The organism is Burkholderia cepacia complex sp. TUM26381, from assembly GCF_057439935.1.
This window is the reverse complement of the sequence record NZ_CM172007.1, coordinates 3,322,792-3,337,453: the sequence shown is the minus strand read 5'-3', so window position 1 is coordinate 3,337,453 and position 14,662 is coordinate 3,322,792. Positions and strand designations below refer to the sequence as shown.

19 protein-coding genes are annotated in these 14,662 nt (G+C 62.8%); 12 read left to right on the top strand and 7 right to left on the bottom strand.

What is annotated here, in order from left to right:
- Positions 1-290: 290 nt before the first annotated feature.
- The 3 genes from ACWMMN_RS31805 to ACWMMN_RS31795 all read right to left on the bottom strand — a co-directional run bounded on the left by ACWMMN_RS31805 (position 291) and on the right by ACWMMN_RS31795 (position 1,336).
- Positions 291-578, bottom strand: coding sequence for a hypothetical protein (locus ACWMMN_RS31805; RefSeq protein WP_486423654.1), 288 nt, complete (start codon positions 576-578; stop codon positions 291-293).
- A gap of 225 nt (positions 579-803) precedes the next feature.
- Entirely contained in the window at positions 804-1,076 is a 273-nt protein-coding gene (locus tag ACWMMN_RS31800) for a hypothetical protein (RefSeq protein WP_486423653.1), read from the bottom strand.
- A 62-nt stretch (positions 1,077-1,138) separates the two neighbouring features.
- On the bottom strand, positions 1,139-1,336 hold the full coding sequence (locus ACWMMN_RS31795) for a hypothetical protein (protein ID WP_256086994.1): 198 nt from the start codon (positions 1,334-1,336) through the stop codon (positions 1,139-1,141).
- 699 nt (positions 1,337-2,035) lie between these two features.
- Between ACWMMN_RS31795 and ACWMMN_RS31790 the strand changes: the two genes are divergently transcribed.
- The gene (locus ACWMMN_RS31790; protein WP_059238152.1) at positions 2,036-2,353 is read left to right on the top strand and encodes a hypothetical protein; all 318 of its coding nucleotides are present in this window, start codon (positions 2,036-2,038) and stop codon (positions 2,351-2,353) included.
- Between the two features lie 164 nt (positions 2,354-2,517).
- Positions 2,518-2,778, top strand: coding sequence for a hypothetical protein (locus tag ACWMMN_RS31785; RefSeq protein ID WP_059238149.1), 261 nt, complete (start codon positions 2,518-2,520; stop codon positions 2,776-2,778).
- Positions 2,779-2,939: 161 nt separating this feature from the next.
- Here the strand turns inward: ACWMMN_RS31785 and ACWMMN_RS31780 are convergent, their stop codons facing one another.
- Positions 2,940-3,179 carry a hypothetical protein gene (locus ACWMMN_RS31780; RefSeq protein ID WP_059238147.1) on the bottom strand — a complete coding sequence of 80 codons (240 nt, stop codon included), beginning with the start codon at positions 3,177-3,179 and terminating at the stop codon, positions 2,940-2,942.
- 1,033 nt (positions 3,180-4,212) lie between these two features.
- Between ACWMMN_RS31780 and ACWMMN_RS31775 the strand changes: the two genes are divergently transcribed.
- The 3 genes from ACWMMN_RS31775 to ACWMMN_RS31765 all read left to right on the top strand — a co-directional run bounded on the left by ACWMMN_RS31775 (position 4,213) and on the right by ACWMMN_RS31765 (position 5,592).
- Complete coding sequence (locus tag ACWMMN_RS31775; protein WP_059238145.1) at positions 4,213-4,416, top strand: cold-shock protein; 204 nt, start codon at positions 4,213-4,215, stop codon at positions 4,414-4,416.
- A gap of 551 nt (positions 4,417-4,967) precedes the next feature.
- Positions 4,968-5,234 carry a translation initiation factor IF-1 gene (gene infA / locus ACWMMN_RS31770; RefSeq protein ID WP_081051969.1) on the top strand — a complete coding sequence of 89 codons (267 nt, stop codon included), beginning with the start codon at positions 4,968-4,970 and terminating at the stop codon, positions 5,232-5,234.
- A 73-nt stretch (positions 5,235-5,307) separates the two neighbouring features.
- A complete protein-coding gene (locus ACWMMN_RS31765; RefSeq protein ID WP_059240859.1) occupies positions 5,308-5,592 on the top strand; it encodes a hypothetical protein in 285 nt (94 codons plus the stop codon).
- A 255-nt stretch (positions 5,593-5,847) separates the two neighbouring features.
- On the opposite strand, the gene ACWMMN_RS31760 is transcribed toward ACWMMN_RS31765, so the two are convergent.
- The 3 genes from ACWMMN_RS31760 to ACWMMN_RS31750 all read right to left on the bottom strand — a co-directional run bounded on the left by ACWMMN_RS31760 (position 5,848) and on the right by ACWMMN_RS31750 (position 8,276).
- Entirely contained in the window at positions 5,848-6,096 is a 249-nt protein-coding gene (locus ACWMMN_RS31760; protein ID WP_486423652.1) for a hypothetical protein, read from the bottom strand.
- Positions 6,097-6,224: 128 nt separating this feature from the next.
- The gene (locus ACWMMN_RS31755; protein ID WP_059238141.1) at positions 6,225-6,407 is read right to left on the bottom strand and encodes a hypothetical protein; all 183 of its coding nucleotides are present in this window, start codon (positions 6,405-6,407) and stop codon (positions 6,225-6,227) included.
- A 1,233-nt stretch (positions 6,408-7,640) separates the two neighbouring features.
- A complete protein-coding gene (locus tag ACWMMN_RS31750) occupies positions 7,641-8,276 on the bottom strand; it encodes a glutathione S-transferase family protein (RefSeq protein WP_059238139.1) in 636 nt (211 codons plus the stop codon).
- Positions 8,277-8,473: 197 nt separating this feature from the next.
- Between ACWMMN_RS31750 and ACWMMN_RS31745 the strand changes: the two genes are divergently transcribed.
- From ACWMMN_RS31745 to ilvD, 7 genes are all read left to right on the top strand, one after another.
- Positions 8,474-8,752 carry a phosphopantetheine-binding protein gene (locus ACWMMN_RS31745; protein WP_196486645.1) on the top strand — a complete coding sequence of 93 codons (279 nt, stop codon included), beginning with the start codon at positions 8,474-8,476 and terminating at the stop codon, positions 8,750-8,752.
- Positions 8,753-8,798: 46 nt separating this feature from the next.
- Entirely contained in the window at positions 8,799-9,314 is a 516-nt protein-coding gene (locus ACWMMN_RS31740) for a gamma-glutamylcyclotransferase family protein (protein ID WP_340625525.1), read from the top strand.
- Positions 9,315-9,455: 141 nt separating this feature from the next.
- The gene (locus ACWMMN_RS31735; RefSeq protein ID WP_155627242.1) at positions 9,456-9,599 is read left to right on the top strand and encodes a hypothetical protein; all 144 of its coding nucleotides are present in this window, start codon (positions 9,456-9,458) and stop codon (positions 9,597-9,599) included.
- 199 nt (positions 9,600-9,798) lie between these two features.
- Entirely contained in the window at positions 9,799-11,103 is a 1,305-nt protein-coding gene (locus ACWMMN_RS31730; protein WP_486423651.1) for an MFS transporter, read from the top strand.
- Between the two features lie 36 nt (positions 11,104-11,139).
- Positions 11,140-11,664, top strand: a complete 525-nt coding sequence (locus ACWMMN_RS31725) for a flavin reductase (RefSeq protein WP_059238133.1) — start codon at positions 11,140-11,142, stop codon at positions 11,662-11,664.
- A 26-nt stretch (positions 11,665-11,690) separates the two neighbouring features.
- The gene (locus tag ACWMMN_RS31720) at positions 11,691-12,761 is read left to right on the top strand and encodes a DUF6421 family protein (RefSeq protein WP_226196145.1); all 1,071 of its coding nucleotides are present in this window, start codon (positions 11,691-11,693) and stop codon (positions 12,759-12,761) included.
- A gap of 58 nt (positions 12,762-12,819) precedes the next feature.
- Positions 12,820-14,661, top strand: coding sequence for a dihydroxy-acid dehydratase (ilvD, locus tag ACWMMN_RS31715; protein WP_174993991.1), 1,842 nt, complete (start codon positions 12,820-12,822; stop codon positions 14,659-14,661).
- Position 14,662 lies beyond the last annotated feature (1 nt).

Here is a 14,662-nt window from a genome sequence, read left to right as displayed (position 1 = left end):
AGCCCACGCATCGATCCTGGCGGGGGAATATCCGCGAGGATCGCTCGCTGCCCGGGCATCGCAAGTCATTTCGATGCGATGAACGCCGCGGAAGCGAACCCATGACGCGTGCGTTCGGCTTCTGGCGTCGCCGTGGCCGATCGCTGCGCTCGACCGAACGAAGAAATGTGCCGGAGGATACCCTCCGCACGTGATCGTTTTTCAGAAACAACGACGGTCAAGTCGGCCATCGACGAGAGAGCAACTCGCGGCCCGAACCAGTCAGCTGATGCCGGGCATCGGCAGCCTCGTCACATGTCGATGACCGAAGCGCCGCTCACCTTTCCGTCGATGATGTCCTCTCCCTGCTGCCGGGCGGCACGCCTTGCCATTCCAAAGTCAGAGAATGCAAGCGGTTGGTCCAGCCTGAAAACACGGTTCGCGGCGGAGGTTGCTATCGCGCCCGGGCGACATATCCGCACCGCAACGTCATACCCTTCGGCGTAGCGGGAATGTCCGTCAAAGCGAATGAATGTGCGGGCGAAGACGAGGGGATGAAGCTCATACCCCTTGTAGAAAAGAAGCGGGCGTGTCGACATGTTGGTCACTCCACAGGGGGTGAGTCACTATACCTTCGAACGAGCACCTTAGGGCGGCGCCGAGACGATTACCGCAATTGAATTGACCGAAGGTGGCCTGGCGCGTATCGCGATCACGAGCTCTGCGAAGCGGATCGCTGCCTGCACGTGACGACGGCTGTCAGCCTCGCTCCTCTTCGGTGCGTGGCGATCTCTTCGAATCCATCTCCGCCCGAACGCGGCTTTTCATTTCCGCCGCCGCAGCCGGCTTAGCAGCTCAAGTGCCACCGTGTCAGCGTCGTTGTTGAGCATTTCCGCTCGCAACAGCAGGCCGCCGACACGAACGGCTGCATCCCAGCTATCTTCGGTCATTGCCTGATGGTTGCGTGCAAGCTGCTCGGCAAGAGCCAGGAGCGCCACCATCCTGGCCGACTCGCCAGAAGTCCGGCGCTCCTCCCTCTCGGCAATGAGCCGGAACAGACCAAGGACCGACTCGGCGGTCACGGAGGGGATAGTCATTCGGACTTTATACGCCCTTTCGGTCCGCCCCGCCCATATATCACGCCAGCCCCCGAACCTGCCTAGTACCGCCGCGCATACCCCTCGCGATACAGCGTAGCGCCGATTGACGTCAGCAGTGCGATCTCGTCCTCACTCAATCGACCCCATGCCTCCGCCAACCAGCCGGCGAACCCGGCACACGCATGGTCCAGATCGGCGGCCGCCTTTCCTTCCGCGTTCATCCGCTCGAAGATCGTCATCACGTCATGTGGCTTCATGGTCGGCTCCTTGTGAGCTTCCAGCATAGTTGATCGGGGGCGTCCGCCCCTACTTCGTCGCGCGCTCGATTTTCGCTCTGCCCGTGGCCACAAGCCGAAACCGGCCATTAGCGGTTCGACCCGGTGTCCCGTTCCGTTGACGTCAACATGCCACGTGCATATGGATCGGTTAAAGCCTGCCTGCGCCATGTCATCGCTCGCATTGTCGAGCATCCCCTGAACCGCGTCGGCCAGTTGCTGCCACCGGCCGTCGCTGATTTGTCTTGCTCCAATATCGTCCGGGTGCCTGGCTAAATCCATTCGCAGTCCGCAGGACTAGTCGGTCATGAACGACGAAGGAGGATATCTGCGACGGCTGCAACTGCGTTACCGGCCCGGATGAAGGTCGTGAACGTAGAGGGCGCCTGCCTGAACGCCCCGCGCCTGGATATCGTGTGCGTAGTCAGCCTGCGGCTGGAGACACTGCCTGCGGTACCAGGGGACGTACTCGCGAACGGAATCCTGGGCGGAATGCCGCTTAACCGAGGGACACGGCGGCTCGAATGTCATCGCGACGTAGGCAGCCAGCGGCAGCTGATGGCCGCCTGTTGCCTGCCGCAGCGACGCATGGCACTCGATTCAACGAATGAGCGCTGCGGTCACGGCTCTCATGGTCGCAATGGGACTACACTGAAGACGCTATAGCAGTAGGAGACAGTGATGAGAGACCCCGACCCCAAAAGCACCTTCCGGGGGCTGCCGCTAACTGCGGAGCAGGACGCGGAAGTGAGGCACTACATCAAGGTCCGAACCAGCCGTGGCCTGCCGTGGGACACGCCGGAGCTGAGCGCGATGCTCAAGGACATGCTGCTCCCCCCGGGTGACAGCAACAGCGATGCCGACTCCCCGGAAGACGAAACCAAAGCGGCTGCTGAGCGCGCAACGGCGTCGGTTGACGAAGCGATGGACCCCATCGAGGCGAGTGAAGAGCGGAATGCGGCCATGGAGTCGGAAAGCATGAAAGGACCGAGACGATAAAACCGCAGGCAATGATGCTTGCTGTCTGGTAGCGCCGTATGTCGGGGATCGTGATGTACACCGCATGGGTTCAGTGCGCATGATTTCAACGCCTGAGCGGGTGCCGTCGGCCCCCCGTGACATCGAGCCCCGCGACATCTGCGCTGAACACAAGGGGGCTGAATATGCGGCTGATCGAACCGGATGAACACCGAGACTTTCTGGCGACCCTGGCGCGCCGTGGTTTGGCAGAGGGCGATTTCGATCTGCAGGAAACCGATACGACCGACCCGAAGGGTGATGAGAACCTCGGTCTGCAGGGCTATGTCACCATAACCAGGTTCTCGACGCAGATTGCGAGGGAATACGTGGTCGGCGACGAAAGCGACTGGCTACAGCATTTCAGGAAAGATCTCGAAGCGGGTGCCTTCGATAGACTGGAATGATTTCCCGACGCGACGTGCCGCACCTGGGAGGAAGTCCGGCTTACGAGAGTCGCGGACTTCGTGGGCGTGGGACTCGTGCGGCCCGATGGCGTGAGCGCGGGAAAGACGAGCGGCGCAATGGAGGCGCTTCCTGCGCGGGTGGCTGGCGTGCCACCCGAAGTTCAAATCATCGACGCTGGGAGATCGTCGACCCAATACGCCTCGAGCCATTCGAGGGCCCAGCTTTTCGCAAAGACAATCGCGTCCTCGCGCACATCGAAGCCAGCCAGATCTCCGCTCAGTTGCACGTCATACTCGCTGCCATCCGAACGATTGATGCTGATCCGCGCGTGTGCCATGTATTCCCCGTCGGCTCTGCGCGGTGTCGGGTCGATATGGAATCGGGTTGAATCGAGCTGCATTTTCCTTCCTCCTTCAGTTGCTGCGGGACCAGTGGCCACCGCGAGCGTTTCGTCGCGACCGGGACCATCAAATATCGAGGAATGCCATGATATGACCTGCCTCCGGGCCCGATTCTCAGCTCGACATTCCGCCTTTGCGCAACAGCGCGCGGATCGAGAGAAACATCAGAAAGGCATCCTCATCGATTTCATGACGACGATCGAGAATGACGTCATCCAGCTCGGCACGAGCGTCATACGGCAGGAACTGCTCGATGACGCCAGAACCATCGTGTCGAATTCACTTCAACAGGTCTTTCCTGTTCATTTCCAGTCTCCCGCCGATGCCGGCACGCCATGCGCCAGGCGTGCTCGAGCTGTGGCGCCGCCGCGGACGCAGAAGCAGGATGGACAGAGGAAGAGGTCGGGACGCGCTATCCAACACGCTCATGCCCTGAAGACACGCATCGATCAGACGCTTCGTATAGGAAGGCGATACGTGTCGCGCTCGTCCGCATTGCGCGGTTTCGATGAGAGGCCCGATCACGTTCGGAGGGGGGCGCGCCTTGAGTGGCGCGGGAATCGGTAGCGAGTCAGTCAACGAATCCATGCTACGCCCATTGGCGAACTTGTACAGCGAAAGTTCTGCGCGAACCGCCGCATGGCTTGCGGCCCCGATCGGGCGCGGGGACGCATCGGTTCCGTCACGTGTGAACAATCGCCAGTACGCGGAGCGATGGTGCCCTGACGGTATCGTCGAAATTTCGCTTAGAAATTCGAAACAACTCGAAGCCATGGAGACAAAGATGTGCAACCGGGGCGAGCTTCGCCGATCGCGGCGTCTTCTTGCGCTCCCACCCGACATGCTCCGACCGAAACAGCTTGACAGGGTGTTTGGCCCCGCGTAGGGTGGGTGTCTGAAGCCTTCAAGAAGCGTGATTGCTGCTCATCACTGACCGCGGAACGCGGTATTCGTTGTCCTCTCCCTCCTTGATCCTTTTTCGTGCACCCCTATCGGGGCGCATGCATATTGTCCAATATCAGGAGAGTTTCCATGGATACCGGTACCGTCAAGTGGTTCAACGACAACAAGGGTTTTGGCTTCATCACGCCTGACAGCGGCGGCGATGATCTGTTCGCGCACTTCTCGGAGATTCGCGGCGATGGCTTCAAGACGCTGGCCGAAGGTCAAAAGGTCAGCTATGAGACGAAGCACGGGCCCAAGGGTCTGCAGGCATCGAACATCACTCCTCAGTAATCCACATCATTCTCCGATCCTGTGTACAGGGTCGGTCATGCAGTCATCGGTCGGGATCTTTCGCATCCGCCGCAGACGCCCCCGGTCCTCCTGCGACTACCGTTTCGCGTCGAGACGACTTGCACGGATATGTGCGAACGTACACCACAAGGAAGAAGGTGGGGACGCCGCGCGTCCGGCGACGAACGACTGGACGGCTCATTCATCGTGAGTTTGCGATCGACGCGTACGGAGGTAACTTTGACCAAGAGTCAGTTGCGCAACAAGCGATCACTCGCGAGACCACGGCGCTCCAAGGATTGGCCGGTGCTCGGCGCGGCGCTGAACTGGGTGCCGCCGAAGGCACCCGCTGCGCCCGCCAGATCGAGCGGGAAGAAGCGCTCCACCGGGACGCGCTAGCGGCCGGACAGGGCGTGGCCCGCATGTCGTGTTGGTACGCGCTCCCCACGCATGGTCAATCTCGTATTTGCAATGAAGCCGCGCCCTGTCGGGGGGCGGAGATCCGCACGCCACTGCGATTGCGGTGCGTCACATCGATTGGAGAAATTGATTTGGCAAAGGAAGAATTGCTGGAATTGGACGGCGTAGTGAATGAGGTGCTTCCGGACAGCAGGTTTCGCGTCACCCTGGAAAACGGCGCGGTCGTTGCGGCGTACGCATCGGGCCGCATGCGCAAGCACCGCATTCGCATTCTCGTTGGCGATCAGGTCAGGCTCGAATTGTCGGTCTATGACCTGACCAAAGGACGTATCAATTTCCGGCACAAAGACGAACGGGCTTCGCCCAGTGCGCCTCGAAACCGATTTGTTCGACGCTGACCATGTAGCGTCGATACAGGATTGATTGCGCTCGTCTACGCAGTTTGTAGCCATCAATCACCAGGAGTTCATCATGAGTATGTGTACCTATCGCGGATTCGAAATATATCCGCTGATCTACCCTCACTTTCACGCAGGCGCCGGCCGTACTCACAACTACGAAGCCGGTTTCGACGCGGCGGTCAAGGTTTGCCTGCGCGGCACCGACACCACGCTGACCCGGAGCCAGACCTTCAAGCTTGTCGACGGTGCGCCATTTGCCAGTGCCGGTGACGCACGCCGGGCCTCGCAACGTTACGCAGAAGACATCATCGACCGGAACCGAGGCGAACACTGGATGCTCGACGCGGTTCTTTGAGACGACTCTTTGTCGAACAGCAATGCATGGGCGCGCGCGTCAATCGGAGACTCGCGTCCCGATCCGATATTGAGCGAGCCGATGCCATGCTGCCGGTCACGGGAAAATTGCACCGTAGCGCCGGCATTCCTTTTTTCCGTGCTCTCAAAGCAGACCAACGGACGAGCGGCCGCATTGTGCGACTGGCGCGCTACGCGCTGATGGACGTCGCGTTGTCGAGCGACGCTGCGTAGCGACCAATCCGCCGACGCAGATTCAATCGATTCCTTGCGCTTTTTCGTGCACCTCGATTTGCTCGTCGAGCAAACTGCGCGCGAGCGTTCGAGCGGCGTCACGCGCCTCTACGTCCGTCGAAAAATCCCCTTCGGTATCGTGTTGCTCAGAGGAGTCAGGATCCTCTCCAATGCGGTGCACGTGGACGATTCCGCGATAGCGCCCAGACACGGTCTTCACCACGCGAAGGCGTGCCACGTGCGTATGGGTCGTACACACTTCATCATCCATGATGCCTTCCTTGCCAGGACCCCTGGTAAGACAACGACATGGTCGACTACACCCGCCCGCCTGCATCCGTGCGTTTGGCCCCCGGTAAACTTCGGCAAGGCGGGGTTGTCGCCGCCAGCGTGGGCACGTCAATGTTTGCGATGCAGCCACCCCAGGTGATGCGAGTCCAACCACTGACCGACTTCCATACCGGGATGTTCGCTCTGGTAACGGCGCGCCAACGCGAGGGCAACCACCGCGACCACCGCAAGACCAACCACCCAACCAATCATCGACTGAGTCATGACAGCCTCCTTGTGGAATGCAGCCATGACTGAATTCTAGGCGTCTTGGGGGAAGGATTCCCAAGTTCTGCTACGCCGCGAGGATGTATCGCCTCCACATATACGATCCTGGGGACGGTACGCTCGACCTCTTTCCGATCGGTAGCGCCCCATAGCCACGGACCCGGTTCGCAAGCGATCAAGCAGGTCATGGACTGGACAAGCGTCGCGTCGGAAAGCGAACCTCTGCTGTCTCGGCACCAGGATGCAGGCAAATGCGCTCTCATGTGTCTTGCGACAGACCGCGGTTGAACAGTCGCGGGGCCAACAGGCGCCATCCGATCGCTTCGACGCCACCGATACCCAGGCGGATTGCTGTTCCCGGGCCGCTTGGCCGACAGGGGCGCATGCTCGATCGAACCCGAGATATCTGTCGCTATGCGTCAGGCGTCCTTGTCGAGCCACCACGGCTTCGCTGCTCGCTCGACCGGATAGTAGTCGAGCGGCTTGCCAGCGAGCCGTTTCGGGCGCAGATCGTGGCCGGACCATGCCTTACCCGACGATGGGCCATGGTATTTCGCTGGGGCTCGGATCCTGCGCGACTTCCGGAAACCAGCGGCACACGGCAAATCATTCATCGGATGGTTCTACCGGAATACTCCGATGCAGGCGGGCGACATTCCCAAAGACGAATTCTCTGAGAAATCCCATACCCAAGGACATTTTTTCCGAGCTGGGTAGCATGGGGTTGTTTCAAAAAATATGGCCAAGTCATTGATTTTTATCGGGCGGAAAAGTCCCTTTTTCTGAGGGGCCCCAGTTGTTGTTGTCTCTCCGAAAAGATGTCCGGCTTCTCAATCTGTTGCCCTCCATCTACATGCCAGCCGATACGTTTGCCGTGTTTGGTGATCGGCGAGAAGGTGCGTGATTGTTTCCGACGAGGCTGGAATCGCCGGATTGATATTTTTCGCGACTCAATCGGTTGTCGAAAATATATTGGACGTCTCGAAATGGATGCTGCATTGTTCACGCATTCGCCGTGATCGCGGAAATTGTGCCGAAGGGGCCAGGTGACACGAGCGAACGCCATTCACGATTGCGGTCGCGGCTCCTGTTCCCGGAGTCGTGGCACGGGTCGGCCGGGCATTGAAAATAATGTCCGTGGGCCAGGCCGGGGCAACAAAGAAAGAAAAGCGGCGAAAAGGACCTGAGAAGATGAAGGAGACGCGACGGACGCGGGCAGCACTCCGGATCGGGCACATGCCCGACCCGGTTTCGCCATTACGCCCAGACCGAGATCTGTTCGACCGACAGCGCGGTCGCGACGGCAGGGCGGCGGAGCATGCGCTCCGTATGCGCAGCCCAATGCGCGAACCCGCGCATGTCGAGCTTCAGCATGTTCCCCCATTTGAAGAAGATCAGCAGCATCGGATCGACGATCGAGTAATGCTCGCCGAGTGCCCAGTCGTGCGCGGCGAGCCGTTCGTCGATTTGCGCGTACGCGGCGAGGATGCCGGTGCGTCCTTTCGCACGGATACCGTCGTGCGCGGCCGTGTCGTCGCTGAAGCGCGACGGATGGAAATTGAGCGCGACCGTCCCGGGCAGCACTGACGCGAGCCAGTTCATCCACTCGACGGCACGTGCGACGCCCATCGCGGTATCGGGCAGCAGCCGGGCCTCGGGATAGCGCATGCCGAGATAGAGCAGGATCGCGGACGACTCGGTCAGCACATCGTCGCCGGTGTGCAGCACGGGCACCTTGCCTTTCGGGTTGAGTTGCCGGAATTCGGCGCTCTGCGTTGCACCGTCCTTGATCGAGACGAGTGCGAGTTCGAACGGCGCGCCGAGCTCGCGCAGGATGACGTGCGGTGCAAATGACAGGTGGCCGGGGCAGTAGAACAACGTATGAGTTTTCATATTGGTTAAGTGTCCTATTTATATGAATCGGGAAGCTGACCGGGTTGTCGTGTCGACGCGTCGCATGGTGCATGACGCCCGCTCGAAAGTCAAAAACGAAAGACGATGTGAAGGATAGTGCGGCTCGATGCGAATGTCGCCGGCGGGCGCGATGCATGCGGGACGGGACGAACGAAAGTTTCTGGAGCGTAATCGTGATGCGGATGATGAGTCTCGACGAATTGATCGACAGCGTGAAGACGTTTCTGGCCGGCATCGATCCGGGCGCCCCGGCACGTGTGACGGCGCAGACGAACCTGCTCGATGCCAGCCTGCTCGATTCGCTGTCGCTCGTGCACTTCGTGTTGTTCATCGAGCAGACGCTCAGGATCGAGATTCCGATCGGCGATTTCGTGCTCGACTCGATCGCGTCGGTCGCGGCGATCTACGACCACTACGTGCTGGGTACGCCGCGCGCTGCAGGTTCTTCATGCTGATGCGCGCCTGTCCAACCTCGAACGTCACGACCCGGGACGCGACACGATGACGACGGAAGACCTGCTGAGCGGCGAGCATTTCGCGTATTTCGCGTACGGCTCGTGCATGAATCTCGCGAGCCTGTCGACCTCGCTCGGATGCGATGCGGCGCCGTATTTCGCGGGCGCGGCGCGGCTCGATGACCACCGTCTCGCCTTCAACTACGCGTCGCTCAACGAGCCGGTTTGCTGCGCCAACATCGAACCGGCTGCAGGCGCAATCGTCGAGGGGGCGCTGTACCGGTTGCCGATGGGCATGCTCGCCGCGCTGGAGCGCCGCGAAGGCGTGCATCTCGGCCGCTACGTACGGTGCGCGGTCGAGGTGTCGGAGCAGGGCGGGCAGCGCGTGCACGCGCTGACGTATCGCGGTGCAGTCACGCTCGACTGCGACGCCGCGCCGAGTGCACGCTATCGCGACCTGCTGGTGCGCGGGCTGGCCGATGCGGGCGTGTCGACGTCGTATCGGGACAGCACGGTCGCCTACATCGCCGGGTTGCGCGATCGCCCGCCAGCAATGCAGTGACGGCACGCCGTGCGCGGCCGGATGGAATCACGGTACCGGAGGCTCCACAAGGGCGTCCGGTCCAGCGGTGCGTTCTCGACTTCGAACGTCGACGAACGTTGTAAAGGAGCCCTAAGCGGGCATGTGAGCAAAAGGCTGAACATGAAGAACGCTTTCGACTACCCGCGCGCGCTGCGCGCGTTCCATCCTGCCGGCGACGCGGTTCCCGGGCACAACGACGTACAACGAGCCCCCGGGGGCGTCGCGCTGTCGCGACCGGCCATCGCGACACCGATGCGCACCTGATCCGCAGCACCCGAACCGGATTCGACGAACCGCTGAACGGACGTCGCACGCAGGCGTGCGGCCCGCGGCATCCTGCGCGCGCGAACGTGACGGCTGCGCTCGGCCGCGCTGGGCGACGCGGCCCGATGCCGAGCGGCGCAAGCCGGAATCCGGACGCCGTGCGCAACAAAAAATAACCGATCGAAAGAAAGGAAAAATCATGGAGACGCTTGTATCGACCGTATCGCCCGCATTGCGGGTTTCGGAGGAAGCAGCCTATCGCAAGGTCGCGTGGCGGCTGATGCCGCTGCTGCTGTTCTGCTATCTCGTGTCGTATCTCGATCGCGTCAACGTCGGCTTCGCGAAGCTGCAGATGGCCGGCGATCTCGGGCTGTCCGATGCGGCCTACGGGCTTGGCGCCGGCATCTTCTTCTTCGGCTACTTCATCTTCGAAGTACCGAGCAACCTGATTCTCCATCGTGTCGGCGCACGCGTCTGGATCGCGCGGATCATGGTGACGTGGGGCGCGATATCCGCGCTGACGATGTTCGTCACGACGCCGGCGGCGTTCTACGTAATGCGCTTCGTGCTCGGCGCCGCCGAGGCCGGGTTCTTCCCGGGCGTGATCCTGTACCTGACCTACTGGTATCCGGCGCACCGGCGCGGGCGGATGACGACGGTGTTCATGACGGCCGTGGCGCTGTCGGGGGTCGTCGGCGGCCCGGTGTCCGGCTACATCCTGAAGGCGTTCGACGGGCTCAACGGCTGGCACGGCTGGCAGTGGCTTTACCTGCTCGAAGGGTTGCCGTCGATCGTCGCAGGCGTGCTCGTGTATGCGCTGCTCGACGACCGGATTGCGCAGGCGAAATGGTTGAGCGACGACGAGCGCGCGCTGCTCGAGCGCAACGTGAACGCGGAGGAAGCCGTCAAGTCGCATCTGTCGCTGGGCGCCGTGATGGTGAATCCGCGGGTCTGGCTGATGTGCGCGATCTACTTCTCGTTCGTCATCGGCCTGTATGGCGTCGGGTTCTGGCTGCCGACGCTCATTCATGCGACCGGTGTGGCCGATCCGCTGACGATCGGGCTGCTGTCGACGGTGCCGTACGCGCTGGCGGTGCTCGCGATGATCGCGATCGCGCGCAGTTCGGACCGGCAGCGCGAGCGGCGCTGGCACCTTGCGGTGCCTGGCGCGATGGGCACGATCGGGCTCGTGCTCGCGGTCGGATGGGCGCATCAGACCGGGCTCGCGATCGCGGCGCTGACGCTCGCGACGATGGGCATCCTCACCGCGATTCCATTGTTCTGGAGCTTGCCGACCGCTTTTCTCGGCGGCACCGCGGCGGCCGCCGGGATCGCGATGATCAACTCGATCGGCAATCTCGCGGGATTCCTCGGCCCCTATCTGATGGGGCTGCTCAGGCAGGTGACCGGATCGAACGACGCAGGCCTTTACATGATGGCCGGCTGCATGGCGCTGGGCGGGCTGCTCGCGCTGTCGTTGCCGAAGGCGCTGGTGAACCGGTAGCGCGGCGTTTCCCCCAATGCATCCCGGAGACAGGACATGATCCACAACGAACCCGCGCTGTTCACCGACCAGTCGATCGGCGCTTCGCCGCAACGCTTTCGCGACGCGATGTGCCGCGTTGCGTCGGCGGTTCACGTACTCACGAGCGACGGGCCGGCAGGGCGCTGCGGCATGACGGCGACCGCCGTGCTGTCGGTGTCGGACGCGCCGCCGACGGTGCTGGTGTCGGTCAATCGAGACAGCGTGTCGGCGCAGCGGCTGATCGCGAACGAGGTGTTCTGCGTGAACACGCTCGGCGCGGCCGACCGGTTTCTCGCCGACGTGTTCGCGGGCCGCACCGCGCACGCACGCGACGAGCGCTTCTCGGTGGGCGAATGGGGCACGCTCGCGACGCGCGCGCCGGTGCTGGCGAGTGCACGCATCGCGCTCGACTGCCGGCTCGTGGCATCGATGAGCGCCGCGACGCACGAGCTGCTCGTGGGCGAAGTGGTGTCGCTGCATTGCGCGGCGCCCGACGACGACGCGCTCGTCTATCTGCAGCGCGAATTCCGCGTCGTATAACGACGCGCGCCGACAGGACGACTCACATGAAACGCGAAATCGTACAAGCCACCAACCGCTGCCGGAGCGAGATCCTCGCGGGCGGCTTTCGCACCGACGTTACGCGCATTGCGCAATGCGCACGGACGCACCTCGGCAACTATGCCGACAATCCGCACGTGCGCGCGCTGCTCGTGACGCTGGAAAACCGTTGCCTCGCATCGGGGCGCCTGCTGGACCTGACGTACTCGGTTGACCCTAGCTTCATCCTCGGTTTTTTCGATGTACCGTACAACGCCGACGCGTTTCTCGAGGCGGCCGCCATCGCACCCGTGCCGATTCCGCCGAGCGTGCTTGAAATCGCGCCGGACGGCAATGCGCTGCCGGTGCAGATCCGGATGTGCACGGACGGCTTCCGCAATCCGCTGGCGGTCGCCGTGTTCGGCGAGAACTTCATCGATGCCGATCTGCACGCCTATCACAAGGCGTATTACTTCATCGACAAGTTCGTCGAGCGCTTCAAACGCTACACGCGCCCGGCGATCGAGGCGAGATGGTCGCCGACGGCCTTTCCGGACCTGCTCGCGGCCGATGACGAACTGCTGACGCAGGCCAGCGCGATCTGGGTGCATTTGCACGAATACCACCATCGCACGGGCTTCCTGCCGATTCCCGAGTACCTCGATGCGAAGAGTACGCGCAACGGTGCCGGCGCCGAGGAGTTGCGCGTCGACATCCTGTCGATCCTCGCGCTGTTCCGGCTGCGCTCGGACGATCGCGTGCTGCGCGCATCGATCCAGTACATCCTGGCCGAGCGTCTGATCCGCTACCCGCTGCAGGCGCCGCCGCTCGACAACTACGACGCGCGCTCGTCCGTCGCGCTGTTTCATTACCTGTCTCGTCACGGCGTGATCGCGCAGCGTGGCGAAACACTCTATTTCGAAGGGGGCTACGAACGCCTGACCCAGGCGCTCAGGTCCATCGTGATCAAGCTGACCGCGCTCGAATACAAGCTCAGCGTGTCGTCCGATCTCGACCGGAGAAAGATCCTGTCGTTCGTGCTGCCGACGCTCGCGAAGAACGACAACAACTGGGGTGCGGCCGGCCGGCCGCACTGACGGCGGGCTGCTTGCCGGCCGCGCCGACCTTTTCGAATCGAATCAACCGAGGATCAGGATGCCTACCTATCGTTCACGTACTTCCACCCACGGACGCAACATGGCCGGCGCTCGCTCGCTGTGGCGCGCGACCGGAATGACCGACGCCGATTTCGACAAGCCGATCATCGCAGTCGTCAACTCGTTCACGCAGTTCGTGCCGGGCCACGTCCACCTGAAGGATCTCGGCCAGCTCGTCGCGCGCGAGATCGAAGCGGCCGGCGCGGTCGCGAAGGAATTCAACACGATCGCGATCGACGACGGCATCGCGATGGGCCACGACGGCATGCTGTACAGCCTGCCGTCGCGCGAACTCATTGCCGACAGCGTCGAGTACATGGTGAACGCGCACTGCGCGGATGCGATGGTGTGCATCTCGAACTGCGACAAGATCACGCCGGGGATGCTGATGGCCGCGATGCGCCTCAACATTCCGGTGATCTTCGTGTCGGGCGGGCCGATGGAGTCCGGCAAGCTGACCTTCCGCGGAAAGCGGCGGTCGTTCGACCTGATCGACGCGATGGTGGTGGCCGCCGATGAGCAGGTATCGGACGACGAGGTGCGCGCGGTCGAGAACGTCGCATGCCCGACCTGCGGCTCGTGCTCGGGCATGTTCACTGCGAACTCGATGAACTGTCTGGCCGAAGCGCTCGGGCTCGCGCTGCCGGGCAACGGCTCGGTGCTCGCAACGCACGCGGAGCGCAAACGGCTGTTCCTCGAGGCCGGCCGCGTGATTGTCGATCTCGCGCGCCGCTACTACGAGCAGGACGATGCGAGCGTGCTGCCGCGTTCGATCGCGACGCGCGATGCATTCGAGAACGCGATGACGCTCGACATCGCGATGGGTGGCTCGACGAACACGGTGCTGCACCTGCTGGCCGCCGCGCACGAAGGCGAAGTGCCGTTCACGATGGCCGACATCGACCGGCTGTCGCGCCGCGTGCCGGTGCTGTGCAAGGTCGCGCCGTCCGTGCAGGACGTGCACATGGAAGACGTGCATCGCGCCGGCGGCGTGATCGGGATCATGGGCGAACTGGATCGCGCGGGGCTGCTGAATACGACGCTGCCGACGGTTCATGCACCGAGCGTCGCGCACATGCTCGAGCGCTGGGACGTGATGCGCAATCGGGTCGATTCGGTCGCGCGCTTCTATCGCGCGGCGCCGGGCGGCGTGCGTTCGCACGTCGCGTTCAGCCAGGACAACCGCTACGACGAGCTCGATCTCGACCGCAAGACCGGCTGCATTCGCGACGCCGAGCATGCATTCTCGCGCGACGGCGGGCTCGCGGTGCTGTTCGGCAACATCGCGCGTGACGGCTGCATCGTGAAGACCGCCGGCGTCGACGGCGGGATGCTGCGCTTTTCCGGGATCGCACGCGTGTTCGAGGGGCAGGAGGAGGCGGTCGAGGGCATCCTCGGCGGTGCGGTCGGCCCGGGCGACGTCGTGATCGTCCGCTACGAGGGGCCGCGGGGCGGGCCCGGGATGCAGGAAATGCTGTATCCGACCAGCTACCTGAAATCGAAAGGGCTCGCGAAGCAGTGCGCGCTGATCACCGATGGCCGATTCTCGGGCGGCTCGTCCGGGCTGTCGATCGGGCACGTGTCGCCGGAGGCGGCCGAAGGCGGCGAGATCGGCCTCATCGAGAACGGCGACGTGATCGAGATCGACATCCCGAACCGCTCGATCCGTGTCGTCGTCGACGACGACGAGTTGCAGCGTCGTCGTGCGGCAATGGAAGAACGCGGCGAACGCGCGTGGCAGCCGGAGAAGCGGCAGCGCCGCGTGTCGGGTGCGTTGCGCGCGTATGCGGCGATGACCACCAGCGCCGCGCGCGGTGCGGTGCGCATCGTGAAGGGGTGAT